At 58.8% G+C, this 13353-nt stretch carries 11 protein-coding genes and 1 pseudogene; 3 read left to right on the top strand and 9 right to left on the bottom strand.

Annotated elements, in window-relative coordinates:
• Window positions 1-129 (top strand): annotated as a pseudogene (locus tag VEB01_RS16680) (IS630-like element ISCARN102 family transposase); the annotation flags it as partial.
• Window positions 130-273: 144 nt separating this feature from the next.
• Here the strand turns inward: VEB01_RS16680 and VEB01_RS16675 are convergent.
• From VEB01_RS16675 to VEB01_RS16640, 8 genes are all read right to left on the bottom strand, one after another.
• Window positions 274-879: a peroxiredoxin gene (locus tag VEB01_RS16675; protein WP_324877379.1), complete on the bottom strand. Its 606-nt coding sequence runs from the start codon at window positions 877-879 to the stop codon at window positions 274-276.
• Window positions 880-1159: 280 nt separating this feature from the next.
• Entirely contained in the window at window positions 1160-2137 is a 978-nt protein-coding gene (gene thiS / locus VEB01_RS16670; protein WP_324877377.1) for a sulfur carrier protein ThiS, read from the bottom strand.
• Window positions 2138-2140: 3 nt separating this feature from the next.
• On the bottom strand, window positions 2141-3244 hold the full coding sequence (gene aroG / locus VEB01_RS16665; RefSeq protein WP_324877381.1) for a 3-deoxy-7-phosphoheptulonate synthase AroG: 1104 nt from the start codon (window positions 3242-3244) through the stop codon (window positions 2141-2143).
• Window positions 3245-3424: 180 nt separating this feature from the next.
• A complete protein-coding gene (locus VEB01_RS16660) occupies window positions 3425-3856 on the bottom strand; it encodes a hotdog family protein (RefSeq protein WP_324877376.1) in 432 nt (143 codons plus the stop codon).
• Window positions 3847-4647 carry a beta-ketoacyl synthase chain length factor gene (locus tag VEB01_RS16655; protein WP_324877374.1) on the bottom strand — a complete coding sequence of 267 codons (801 nt, stop codon included), beginning with the start codon at window positions 4645-4647 and terminating at the stop codon, window positions 3847-3849. Before VEB01_RS16655 ends, VEB01_RS16660 begins: the two co-directional genes overlap by 10 nt.
• The gene (locus tag VEB01_RS16650) at window positions 4644-5831 is read right to left on the bottom strand and encodes a beta-ketoacyl-[acyl-carrier-protein] synthase family protein (RefSeq protein ID WP_324877372.1); all 1188 of its coding nucleotides are present in this window, start codon (window positions 5829-5831) and stop codon (window positions 4644-4646) included. Before VEB01_RS16650 ends, VEB01_RS16655 begins: the two co-directional genes overlap by 4 nt.
• Window positions 5832-5907: 76 nt before the next feature.
• Window positions 5908-8223: an MMPL family transporter gene (locus VEB01_RS16645; protein ID WP_324877370.1), complete on the bottom strand. Its 2316-nt coding sequence runs from the start codon at window positions 8221-8223 to the stop codon at window positions 5908-5910.
• Window positions 8220-8852 (bottom strand): LolA-related protein, encoded by a 633-nt coding sequence (locus VEB01_RS16640; protein ID WP_324877368.1) that lies wholly within the window; start codon window positions 8850-8852, stop codon window positions 8220-8222. The genes VEB01_RS16645 and VEB01_RS16640 overlap by 4 nt, the downstream gene beginning before the upstream one ends.
• 875 nt (window positions 8853-9727) lie before the next feature.
• Between VEB01_RS16640 and VEB01_RS16635 the strand changes: the two genes are divergently transcribed.
• On the top strand, window positions 9728-11704 hold the full coding sequence (locus VEB01_RS16635; RefSeq protein ID WP_324877366.1) for an adenylate/guanylate cyclase domain-containing protein: 1977 nt from the start codon (window positions 9728-9730) through the stop codon (window positions 11702-11704).
• Window positions 11705-11726: 22 nt separating this feature from the next.
• Window positions 11727-11861 (top strand): hypothetical protein, encoded by a 135-nt coding sequence (locus VEB01_RS16630; protein ID WP_324877364.1) that lies wholly within the window; start codon window positions 11727-11729, stop codon window positions 11859-11861.
• Between the two features lie 119 nt (window positions 11862-11980).
• Here the strand turns inward: VEB01_RS16630 and VEB01_RS16625 are convergent, their stop codons facing one another.
• Complete coding sequence (locus VEB01_RS16625) at window positions 11981-13246, bottom strand: ABC1 kinase family protein (protein ID WP_324877362.1); 1266 nt, start codon at window positions 13244-13246, stop codon at window positions 11981-11983.
• Between the last annotated feature and the right edge of the window lie 107 nt (window positions 13247-13353).

Genomic DNA, 13353 nt, shown 5'->3' with positions numbered 1-13353 from the left:
CACCTGACGCGCGAAGTCGCTGCCTGGGAAACCCGCCGGAATACCGTCCGCGCCAAAATCGATTGGCGTTTCACCACCGACAATGCGCGCATAAAGCTCAAGCATCTTTACCCTTCAATTCAACCTTGATGAAGCACTAGGCCTTGTGTGCGCCGTACTGGTTCGGCATTTCTTCTTGCTCAAGGCGGTTAAAGCCCAGTAACCGGAAATAAAAACGCCCCGCGGGCATGCGCCTGCGGGGCGTTGAATAAGACTTTTGAGTCTTATATTGGCTTATAGCTTGTCGGCGTTCTTGCTCAGATAAGCGGCTACGCCTTCGGGGTTGGCCGACATGCCGGTTTGGCCTTTGTTCCAACCGGCCGGGCAAACTTCGCCGTGCTCTTCGCAGAACTGGAGCGCGTCAACCATGCGTACGAGTTCGTCCATGTTGCGGCCCAGCGGCAGGTCGTTGACAACCTGGTGACGGATGATGCCGCTCCGGTCGATCAGGAAAGTACCGCGATAGGCCACGGCCGCGCCTGCCACTTCCACGTCATAAGCTTTCGCGATGGCATGGCTGACGTCGGCCACCATGGTGTATCTCACCGGACCGATGCCGCCCTTTTCCACCGGCGTGTTGCGCCAGGCGTTGTGGGTGAATTGGGAGTCGATGGAAACCGCGATTACTTCAACGCCACGCTTCTTGAGTTCATCAACACGACGGTCAAGCGCAATCAATTCGGTCGGGCAGACGAAGGTGAAATCCAGCGGGTAAAAAACAACGGCGACGTATTTGCCTTTGGTTTCTTTCGAGAACCAGTAGCTGTCAACGATTTTGCCATCGCCTAAAACAGCGGCCGCTTGAAAATCGGGAGCTGGTTTACCGACTAATACGCTCATCAAACGTCTCCTTTAAGTGTGTCAGATTTAGATTGTGTCGGCCGCAAGCCATGGAAGATCCCAGCGGCTGCAACGGCCTCGCTCATCCTCTGAAATGAGGCTGAAAGGTAAAAATCAAGAGTCCTCGATTCTACACAAAATTAGTCAGAAATTCTTCCCGCAATCCAGGCGGGAAGACAAACGGAAAAGCCTTCCGAGCTTAGGTTGCTGCCTGTCGTCTTGCCGGCGATACAGTATTTTTCTTCCGGCAACAATGGCAGGAATACCGCCCGCTAGCGAATCAAAAGAACAGCCCGAATTCGGGTGAAGACGCCGAGGCGAAGCGCCGGCGAGGCATGCGTCCGGCCAGAAAAGCCTCGCGCCCGGCTTCCACGGCTTTCTTCATGGCTTGGGCCATCAGCAAGGGGTTTTTCGCTTCGGCGATGGCGGTATTCATCAGCACGCCGTGACAGCCGAGTTCCATGGCGACAGCGGCGTCGGATGCAGTGCCCACGCCGGCGTCCACCAGAATGGGGACCTTAGCGTTTTCGACAATGGTCAGAATATTGTAGGGATTGCGTATGCCGAGTCCGGAGCCGATAGGCGCGGCGAGCGGCATGACGGCGACGCAGCCGAGTTCCTCGAGCCGTTTGGCTACGATCGGATCATCGCTGGTGTAGACCATGACCTCGAATCCTTCCTTCACCAAAATTTCCGCGGCTGCCAAAGTGCCGGTGACATCCGGATACAGCGTCTTAGGGTCGCCCAGTACTTCCAGCTTGACCAGGTTGTGGCCGTTCAGCAGTTCTCGGGCGAGCCGGCAGGTGCGCACCGCGTCTTCCACGGTATAACACCCGGCGGTGTTGGGAAGCAGGGTGTAACGATCCGGCGGAACCGCATCGAGCAGGTTGGGTTGGCTCGGGTCTTGCCCAATGTTGCTGCGGCGTATGGCGATAGTGACGATCTCGGCCCCGGATGCTTCCACGCAACGACGGGTTTCGTCCAAATCCTTGTATTTCCCGGTTCCGATCAGGAGCCTCGAACGATAACTGCGGCCGGCGATGACCAAAGGATCGGCTTGTCCGCCGCCGATGGCATGTACGATTTCTATTTTATCGTCCATAGTGAGTCGATAATCTTCATAGTGTCCGTGGGGCACGATTTCGCGGTTCAACTCTACGGCAATGCGTTTGCCGCCCAAATTCAACTCAGCGACAAGATCGGCTAGCGTCGATCCATCGGCCATGGTACGCGGTTCGCCGTTGACGAAAATACGCATGGTTTACGTACTCGATCTGGCGAGGTCCGCAGCTGTTTTTTCGCGGCAATGCCGGCGCCGCCCCGCCACGCCTTCCGCCAAGCGCTGAAGCAGAGACTTGCTGTCCTCCCAGCCGAGGCAAGGATCCGTAATGCTGAGGCCGTATTCCAATGGCTTGCGCGGCTCGAGCTTCTGATTGCCGGCTTTCAAATGACTTTCGATCATAACGCCGAAGATGCGGTAATCGCCGGCCTCGAGTTGCGCCGCCACATCCATTCCCACCGCCATTTGGCGCTGATAATCCTTCATGCAATTGGCGTGACTGAAGTCGATCATGATATTGGGCGGCAGGCCTGCCTTCTCCAAAGTCTGAGCCGTGGCCTCTACGCTTGCGGCATCATAGTTCGGCTGTTTTCCTCCGCGGAGGATGATGTGGCTGTCTTCGTTGCCGGTGGTGGAAAAAATGGCCGAATGACCTGCTTTGGTCAACGACAGAAAATGATGCGGACGTCTAGCCGCGCCGATAGCATCGATGGCTACTTTAATGCCGCCGTCGGTGGCGTTTTTAAAGCCGACGGGGCAGGAAAGGCCCGAGGCCAGTTCGCGATGCACCTGGCTTTCCGTGGTACGCGCTCCGATTGCCCCCCAGGCGATGAGGTCGGACACGTATTGCGGCGTGATGAGATCGAGATATTCGGTGGCGGCCGGCATGCCTATCCGATTCAGATTGAGCAGCAGCTGACGGGCTAGCCTAAGCCCCTTGTTGATATTGAAGCTCTCGTCGAGGCACGGGTCATTGATCAACCCCTTCCAGCCTATCGTAGTGCGCGGCTTTTCGAAGTAAACCCGCATGACGATCACCAGTTCGCTGATCAGTTCCCGCTTAACATCCAGTAAGCGTCTCGCGTATTCCAGCGCGGCTTCGGGATTGTGAATGGAGCACGGACCGATAACGACGAGCAGACGGTCGTCCTGGCCGGCCAGAATACGGTGAATTTCCCGGCGCGCCTGCAAAGTCGTCAGCGCAGCTTCTTGGGTGATGGGAAATTCTTCATGAACCTGTACGGGCGGAATGACCTCCTTGACTTCACAAATGCGCAAATCGTCCGTGTTGTATTCGTTATGCATTACCGCCATGATCTCCGAGAGCTGTTTCATAGCCTTGTCTTACCGCAGGAATCGCTTCGTCTGCCTAAGTAGACGCGCGTTATAAAAGCTGAATATTGTACTCCCCCAAGGAGGGTGGGGCTACCCGATGCGGCCTCTTCCGAGAAACTTCGATGCTCCGTGCAGCCCTTTGGGGTTGGTTCACGCGGTCAAAAAGACGGATACCCTGCCCGCGAGAAGAGTTGAGCCGTTGGATTCCACGGCAAAAGCGTAGAGTAGACTGGTTTCGTTTCCGATCAGCATTTCGGCGCGGATCACGAGAGCGGATTCGACGGAGTCCAGGTAATCGACGGCAAGCTCAAGATCCCGGATGGCCGCCAAGTAACCGGGTTTTACAAGGCTGCCTCGTTCTCTGGCCAACAAACCGCCGTGTATTGCGACGGCTTGGGCGGCATATTCGATTCCGCACACCGCGCCGAGACCTTCTTCGCGCCGTAGCGGGTTGTCCGATAGGCGGTGGCTGGTGGCCAACGCGACGATGCGGGTCTCGTCCCATTCGAATACGGCATCGAGCAGGCACATCGCTCCCGCATGGGGGAGTAGCCCGCGCAGTTCCGATTTATCTAAGGGCATGGCGTCAGTCTGGCCTGCAGTTGGCCGTTCACCGCGCAGCCGAAAATCAGTTTGGCGGGCTTCGAACGGGCAAGAGCCGCCAAAAGCGGCAGGCTTCGAGCGGCGGGATTGCCGGCGCGCAAGGCCTCGAGCCCGGCATCCTCCATTCGGCCCGGATCGCCGATATCGGCAGGATCGAAGCCAATCGTCAGTTCGGCAAGACTGTGTTCGGATTGCTCGGGGGCAAGCAACAAGGAGACAGCGAACGGTGCGAGCAACGGACGAGCCCGGAAAATCGGTTGGAGCGGGGGAAAATCGTAGGCGACGAGTAAAGCCCTCGTGTGCTCGACGAATGCTTGGCTAGCAGTCTCTAAGAGTCCCATGGCGAAGGAGTCGTCGAAGCAGGACAGGCTCGTGGACGCTTGCCGTGAGCCGGTCGCGATGCTCCAGTATCCCGAAGCCGCGTTATGGACCGAGTTGTGGAACTGGGTCGGCGAGATCAGCCGCTCGGCGGTCGCCAACTCTTCGAAAATCCGGTGAATGATTTCCACTTCACCGCCCGAGGACGTGAATACCGTCGCGACATCCCCCGCGCTCACATCCGGCGGGAGCGCCTGTTCCGCCACGTCGATCGCGAGCCGGGTGACGGCGGTGCTTCTCCGGCGCTCCGCCGCGGGGAGCCGGTTGGCGTTGAGCCGCGGCAACTCGCCGCCCGCATACGGTTGCCGTCCCGCCAAAATTTCGTGGCTTTCGTTCCAGGAGGGAAGTCCGGGACCGATGATCCCGATGCCGTCGATGAATACGCGAATCATGAGTGTTTTCCCAGAACCAGGCTGGCGTTATTTCCGCCAAAACCGAAGGCATTGCTGAGGACGGTCCGGACCGGCCGTCGCAGTTCCTCGATGGCGATCCAGGATGCGATGTCCGGATCGACCCGCCCGGTGTTTAGGCTGCACGGCACGAAGCTTTCGCGAATGCTCAGGCAACTGACGATGACATTCACGATCCCCGCCGCTCCCAGGGTATGGCCGGTCCAGCCTTTGATCGAACTGCAGGGCGTCGTCGCACCGAAGATTCCGGACACGGCCTTGTCTTCGGCGGCATCGTTGGCTTTGGTGGCGGTGCCGTGCAGATTGACGTAATCGATAGCTCCCGGCTCGAGTCCAGCCCGCTGCATCGCCTTGTTCATGGCCTCCGCCGCGCCCAGGCCGTCGGGATGGGGCGATGACATATGGTAGGCATCGGTGCTTTCGCCATAGCCGAGCAGTGTGATATCGCCGGTGCCGCGATCCGGCTTTTCCAATAGCGCGAAGCCCGCAGCTTCTCCGATGGAAATGCCGTTTCGGTCCGCATCGGCAGGACGGCATGGGGTGGACGACACCAGTTCGAGCGCGGTGAAGCCGTACAAGGTGGTAAAGCAGAGACTGTCGACGCCCCCGACGACCGCCGCATCGCACAGCCCCGTCTGAATCAGGCGCGCGGCGCTGGCGAAGACCTTGCTGCTGGACGAGCAGGCGGTGGAGACGACGGACGCCGGGCCATGCAGCTTGAGATAGCGTCGGGTGAAATCGCCTACGGAAAAAGTGTTCTGGGTGTGCCGGTAACGGAAATCGGACGGTAATGCGCCAGTTTCGGGATCGCGCCTGCGATAAGCGGATTCGGTTTCCAAGATACCGGACGTGCTGGTGCCGAGGATCACTGCGACTCTGTCCGGCCCGTACCGCCGGCGGGCGCTTTCCACCGCTTGAATGAAGCCGTCCTGCTCAAGGCCAAGCCGGGCCAGGCGATTATTGCGGCAATCAAAGTCGCTCAAGTCGTCGATAATGGGCTCGTTTTCGATTCCCTCGACCCGGCCGATATAAGTGTCCAGTTCGGCACCCGGAAAATCGCAGTAGCGAAGACCGCTGCGCTGTTCCCGAAGCGCCGCCAAAGTCGCAGTCAGCCCCCTTCCCAGACTGCTGGTCAGGGTGAATGCGGAAAGAATCAAAGGCTGCATCAAGTCGGTGTGGAGAAAAATAGCGTGAGATGGGGATGTGAAAAGTTCAACCTAGAGACGGCAGTAGGTTCAAGTATTATGCCGAAGACGGATTCCGTCTGGCCAGCATCGCCGCGAAAAGAACCGCGAGAGCCGCGCCCATGGCCACGGTGCTGCCGATGGCGTTGAGAATGTTGACGTTCGAGGTGGCCAGGATGCCGAAGGCGGTTACGGCGCTGAAGCTGCAAATCAGAAGCGACAAGAAGGTTCGGTTGCGTTCCTCCGGCGTTCGGCTGGGTTTATTGAAGAACAATGCCTGGTCCATGCCCAGCCCCATGACCAGGAGCAACGAAACCAGGTGATAAAGCGACAGCCCGCCGTGCAGCCGCATCAATACGGCCGCAGTAACGAAGGCCGCGGCGGCCATGGGTGTCAAAACCCGCAGCATGCCGCCCATCGAGCGAAGTCCTGCGGTGAGCAAGATTACGATGGCCACAAGGCTAGCGCCGAGCAAGTGCGTGGCTTCGCGCCGGTAATCCCGGAGCAGCCGGCTCGATTCTTCGCGAAGATCCAGATAGATCAGGTTCTTGTCCGCCACAAGCGCAGCTTGCAACTGCGCGGCATCGGCCACGCCGATGAGCGGAATCAGGGCAACCCATCGATCGGCATGCCGGAACAGGAGCGACTCGATCTTGAGCCCGAACGAGGTCCCGGCAAAGCTCGTTTCATCAAGCAGCGGCGCACGTTTCGCTTGTGACAAATCAGCCACGAAGGGTTCGAAGGCATTGGGTTTGAAAGGTGTTCCCTGCAGTGCCTCGTCGAGATTTCGCCGCAGAGCCTCGGTCTCGGGCAAGGCCGACTGCCGGAGGCTTTGCGTTTCCCGGCTGGGCAGGTAAAAAGCCGCCATGTCGAATCCGGCCATCGTCTTGTTGTCGACCAACGGCTGCAAGATTCCTCTCAGATGTTCGCTCCGGCGTAAGACGGTCTCCGCATCCTCTCCCGTGACCACGATCAACTGCCGAAGATCCGGTGCGCCCAGATCGCGGCGGAGGGCTTCATCCAGCGCTTTGCGCGATTCGGGCACCGGGCTCAAGGCTTCGATATCGTCGTTCCAAAGCGGTACGCCGGAACCAGCGATCGACGCGATTGCAACCAGAATGAGCAAGGGCGGAACAAAACGGAATCGGTGGAGTCGAGTGAGAAACTCATCGGCGTGCAGTCCTTTGATAATCCGGTTAGGTAAATCGATGTGGTCGGGCATGAGCGTCGGCATAATCCAGCGGCAGGTCAGGCCGGCGGCCATGAGTCCCGTCGCCGCGAAGACGCCCAATTGGGAAAGGCCTTCGAAGCCCGAAAACAGCGTCGCGGCAAAGCCCGCCACGTTCGTGAGGATGCCCAGCCGGAGCGTCGGCCAGATCAGCCTTACCGTCTGCCGGCTAGTCTCTCCGCGGCGAACGTGAGTGAACAAATGGTTGGGATAATCGGCAGCGACACCGAGCAGGGTCGCGCCGAAACCCAGGGTGATGCCGTGTATGCCGCCGGACCAAAGACTCACCGCGCAGGTCCCGGCCAAGGCGCCCGTCGCCAGCGGCACCAGGCCGAGCAGGATGACCCGGACCGATCGGTACACCGCCGCCAGCAGCAGGGTGATCGCCAGCGTATTGAGCAGGGACAGCCGTACGGCATCCTGGGTGATCGTGGCATTGGCTTCCACGGAAAAGGCCCCGGGGCCGCTCAAGAGCAGTTCGATCGGCCGGTTTTCCCTGGCCGCGGCGAAGCTGTCCCGAATCGAAGTGACCGCCTCGGCCTGAGCGTCCAAATCGAAGGCGGGCGCCTTGGTCTCCGCGACAAGAAGCGCCCGCTTGCCGTCCGGCGAGAACCAGACGCCCTGGCGGAGCGAGGGCCCTGCGGATTTCATCCAGGGCCGCAAGGTTTCGAGGAATTCGCCGGTCGGATCGCGGGGCAGGAATTCTTTTTCCAGCAAACCGGCCGGAGAGGCCAGTTCCGCCAAGCGCGCTTCGAAGGCTTGCCGGAGTCCGGCGACGCTGAATCGCTGTTCGCTCACCTTCGGACTCAAGAGGTAGCGATTCCGGAACAGAAACTCCCGGTCGGCCGCGGAAAGTCCTTGAGTCCCGTTGTCGACCCGCACGAACGAGTCGTTCTTCCGCAACTGTTCCGCCAAGTGCCGGCTGACCCCGGCCAGATCCGTTTCGTTACCACCCTCCAGCGCCATGAGCAGCAGGCGGGAAGCGACGCCCTGACGCAATTGCTCGACCAGAATCTGCTCCGCCATTCCGGCCTTTTTCGGAAGAAAATGAGTCAGGTCGGTGGAAATCGGGGTTCGGAATAGCGCAATCCATAAGCCGATCGCCATGAGGACCAGCCAGGCGAAGACCGGCAGGCGTCCCCTCACGGCTGGTGCTCGATGGTCATGACCGAGACGTCGCCGCCGGTTTCCTCGATTTCGATGCGGTCGAAGCGGTCGCCGCTGCCGCGAATGCGGATAAACCGAACCAGCCTGGCCATGTCCGGCTCGGTGGGCACCAAGGCCAGCAGCCAGTTGCGCTCCGATCCACCGAAGTTGACCTTATAGAAGCGGTTCAAAGTCGCGAGATCGCCGGCCAGCGGCGCCCTGATGCTTTCCACGAAGGCCCAAATGGCCGGCTGCGAGGCCAGCGAAAGCGTTTGTTTGATGCCTTTGCCAGGGTTCTCGATGGTCAGGGAGTCGCCATCCACCGTATAGCGCTCCTCGAAGGGGGAGAGCACGTGTTTTTCGAGGAATGACGGCGCGCGATAGCTCAGGGTGCCGCTCAAGCGCATGGGTTCTTTAAGAAGCGCCATGGTCTTGATTTCGGTATAGCGTTTCTCGCCGCTGTCGATGCGGGATAGGGCGCTCATCAGTGCATCGATGTCCCAGCGTTCGGCCGCACTGGCCAGGGTGGCCGTGAAAACGAAGCCCAGCAGAATTCCGAGCCATCGCGAGATGTGCCGTATACGTCGGGCTAGGCGGTGCGCCCAGTCCGTCTTTATCCCAGAAGTCATAGGATGCCTATCGTTTCGATTTATCGAGCGGGTTTCGGTTGTGTTTCGATCGCAGCGAGCGCATCCGAACGAGCAACGATCCCGATGGGCGATGGATGGAGGCTGTAATGGCGGCAGGGGATACGCCAATAGGCTGTTGTTGCACGATCCAATATTCTGTCAAAGTAGCTCAATGAGAAAAGCTTCGGTCACGGTGAAAACGCAACTCGTCAGGGTTTCAGCATCTCTCGATATTTGGCGGTCAAGCCGTCTAAAACCTCTTCTGCCGGGATGGTAGGGCCGCTGCTGTAGCGTCCGCTCTCGCCTTGCTCACGGATAAAGTTCTCGAAAGGTTCGCCAATGGCGTATCTTGACGGAATGGATTTTCGTCCCCACAAAACTCCGAGCGATGTTATCAAGCTTTGATAGCACGGCAATAGAAAACCCTACTACGGCAGTTAATTCCAGTTTATAGGAATATCGGCCTGTTATTTTAGGCATCGGCTCGACCATGGAGGGGAGAAGCTGCAACGAATCGGCAACGGGGCTAGCACCTGCCATCCAGGATGAGTAGGATGCGAATAGGACGCTCAACCGCGGTCTAGTTGAAGTGCCGCCGGAATTTGAGTTCGGTTTATTTTTCGGAAGATAGTCGACCATTCGAAAAGGTTTGAATGGAGTCATAAAAACTACTTGGGCCTTAAGGTTTATCGTTTGACCAACTCCGGGACGAATTAACGAATTGGCCACTCAATCTCAGGATAAAATACCTTAAGTCATTGATTTAATCATGGATGGCTTTTTTGTGGCGGCACGTTCAGCATCCTTAAAATCAAAGACTTGTAAGCCCATCCTGAACTTGGGTTGGCCAAACCAAATTCTCAAGTGGCATCGAAATGGCTGAAGACAGGGTAGAACAACGCAGGCTCGCCGCGATCATGTTCACCGACATGGTCGGTTTTAGCGCCCTAACACAACGCGACGAGGCCTTGGCGCTGGAGTTGCTCGAGGAACACCGGACTTTATTGCGGCCGAATTTCTTAAAATATCAAGGACATGAGATCAAAACGATAGGCGACGGCTTTCTGGTTGAGTTTGCCAGCGCTGTAGCCGCGGTGAACTGCGCGGTCGAAATCCAAGAGGCACTGGCCCGACGCAACGTGGACGCTTCGGCTGACAGATTGTTTCAGGTTCGCATCGGCATACACCTGGGCGACGTGCTGCTCCGTGGGAATGACATTGTGGGCGATGGCGTGAACATCGCAGCGAGGGTTGAGCCATTAGCCGATTCGGGTGGAATTGCAATCACACAGCAAGTGTTCGATCAGGTGTACAACAAGATCCCGCAGACCCTGGTGCGCATCGGCAAGGTCGAGTTGAAAAATATCCAGCGGCCGATGGACGTGTATCGGATCCTACTCGGGTCGAAACCCACATCGGCGGTCGCTGACAAGCGAAAGATGTCGTCTCCGGCAGGCCAATCCAGCCGCGAACCACAGAAATCCATTGCTGTGCTGCCGTTCGTCAATATGAGCTCCGACCGTGAGAACGAGTTTCTGAGCGACGGGATCAGTGAGGACTTGCTGAACGCTCTCTCGGGAATCGAAGGACTGCATGTGGTGGCACGCACCTCCTGCTTTGCGTTCAAAGGCCGTAGCGAAGACATCCGCAAGATCGGAGACGCGCTTGGCGTGGAGACGGTGCTGGAAGGCAGCGTCCGCAAGGCGGACAACAAGCTCCGCATCACGGCCCAGCTTATCAATGTCGCCGACGGTTTTCGCCTTTGGTCGCACAGCTTCGACCGGGAGATGCAGGATATTTTTGCAATTCAAGATGACATTACCCGCGCGATCATGGCCGCGTTGAAATTGCGCTTGGCCGGTCGCGACGATCAGCCTCTCGTCAGGTTGCAAACGACCAGCACTGAAGCCTACGAGTTATATCTGAAGGGCCGTTTCTTCTGGAACCAGCGCGGAATCGGACTCAAGAAAGCGCTGCATTACTTCGAACTGGCCTTGATCGAAGATCCCGATTACGCACTTGCCTTGAGCGGCCTTGCCGACACCTACAGTCTGTTGAGTTGGTACGGATACCTGCCTCCCGGCGAGGTGATTCCGAAAGCCGCCGCTGCCGCGAAGCGGGCTTTGCAACACGCCCCGCAGCTTGCCGAGGCGCACACGTCATTGGGGTTTTGTCTACTCTGTCAAGACTGCGACTGGGCTGGTGCCGAGCGTGAATTCCGTCGTGCCATCGAGTTGAACGCCCGAACTGTTCCCGCCCGCTATTGGCTCGGATGGCTCTATTCCTGTGCCGGGAATCACGACACCGCTATTGAACATTGCCGGCAGGCGGTCGAACTCGAGCCCTTTTCGCCCATCGCCCGCACGTTTTTCGGGTGGATGTATTACCACGCGGGAAAGTTCGACGAAGCCGAGCAACAGTTGCGTAAAGTCATTGAGCTGGATGGACGATTCGTTTTCGGAATATGGTTCTTAGGCAGGGTCTATGTCGCCGCGGGCAAGCGGGACCCGGCTCTCGCAGCGCTCACCAAAGCGGAGGAAATCTCAAGCGGTGCGGCCTGGACGCGGTGCATGCTGGGTCACGCCTGGGCCGTATTTGGTGAACCGGCCGAGGCGATGAAAATTTTGGCGGATCTTCAGGACTCCAACCAATATCCCTATGTGCGCGCGATTGGAGTCGCGCTGCCTTTATTGGGGCTGGGTGACCGTGACCAAGCGCTGACCTGGCTGGAGAAGGGGTGCAACGACCGCGATGTCTGGGCCCTAATGATGAAGGTGGATCCGATCTATGCGGATTTGCGAATGGACACTCGGTTTGTTGCTCTGTTGAGGAGGATGGGGTTGGAGCAGTAAGCGAATCTTGGACGGAGCTTTTGTGAACAACGTACCGAATCTGCCGCTTTTTCGGCGCATCGAGCGATGGCTAGTAGGCTTGGCGATGGTCGCCATGGCTTACCTGCTCGAAAAAGCCATGCTGCGTTCGATAAGACGCGGTCGGACTAAACTATAGCCCTCCGCGGCGGGTTTCGACGGTCAGTCACGCACGAGGCATTTCCCAGGAGGGACGCCCAATCCAACCCCATTCTCCTGATCAATCCGATGAACGCCGCGGCGCGAGCCCATACCCGCTCAGTGCCGGCGCACCAGGTCGATGATCAATCCAAAGGTGAGCAGCGCCGCGAGGGTGCCGAAGGTTGTGGGCACCCAGTCTGCGACCGTCGTCGATACGGCCGTGAAACCGGTGGCAAACATGCTCGCCGCGGCGATCAGCCCAAGCGCCAGCCGCCGTCCCGCCCTTCGAACCGTGTCCTCGAGGGAACTCGCCTGAAAGTTCACCACGAGCTTCTGACCGGGACGGGCGCCGATCAGTCGTTCGAACGTCTCGATCGCCCGCAGGGCCCGCACCTTGAGCTTCTGCGATTGGTAAAGGAGCGTCTTTGGGTTGAGTTTGGACCTCATGCCTTGCAACAGCGATCGCGTCAGGAACTTTCCGGCGACCTCAAAAGGATCGAGCGTGGGGTCGAGTTGCACCGTCGCGAGCTGTACCTGCGCGAGCGCTTTGCCGATGAGTGTGAGTGATGCCGGCAGCGGCACCCCGTGGCGTAGCGCGATCTCGCTCATTTCCTGCAATATGGGTCCCACCTGCATCTCGGCGAGCCCCGACGTCCGGTATTTCGACATGAGCTCGCCGATCTCGGCCTGGTAGTGGCTCACGTCCAGATCGGATCGGTCGACGGCGCCGGACAACATGAGGGTGACGTCGGTGAGGAATTCGGTGTCTTCCTGCCAGAAAGACATCAGCAGGAGCATCAGATGCTCACGCAGCTCGGTTTCCAAGTTCCCGACCATCCCGAAGTCGAGGAAGTAGACCCGGTCCTTCCACCACATCAGATTGCCGGGGTGCGGGTCGGCGTGGAAGAATCCATCCACGATGATCTGTTTGTAATAGCTTTCCAGGAGCTGGCGGGCTGCCTGGGTTCGTGCCGGACCCTCCGGCGCCTTCATGATGGGGATGCCCTGGATCTCTTCCATCACCAGGAGCCTTGAGGTGGACAACTCTCGGTGCAAACCGGGAACGTCGAGGTGATCGTAGCCTTGGAGTACGCCGCGCATCCGCTCGATGTTCGAGGCTTCCTGGGTGAAGTCGAGTTCGCGGTGCAAGGACATGGATAGCTGCTTGAACACGGCCTCCATGTCGATGACTTTTTGCAGGGCGGGCCGCTCCCGAACCTTCTCTGCAAATACCTCGAGCAAGGCGAGATCCTGCTCGATCTCCTCGCGAGCCGTGGGCCGCTGTACCTTGATGACCACTCGGTCGCCGTTCGCCAGGGTCGCCCGGTGGACCTGGCCGATCGTGCCGGCGGCTAGAGCATTTTCACGTCGGCTATACGGCATAACCGGCGTTCCGGAAGTAGTTCGTGCATTCGGCCGGAGTCAGCTGATTCAACAGTTCGCCGATGGCGTCCCCAATCGCCTCGACGGTGCGTTGCCCAGCCTTGCGG

The organism is Methylocaldum sp. (assembly GCF_035627495.1).
Classification (GTDB): Bacteria; Pseudomonadota; Gammaproteobacteria; order Methylococcales; family Methylococcaceae; genus Methylocaldum.
Note: the sequence above shows the minus strand (reverse complement) of the source record. Positions and strands in the feature narration are given on the sequence as shown.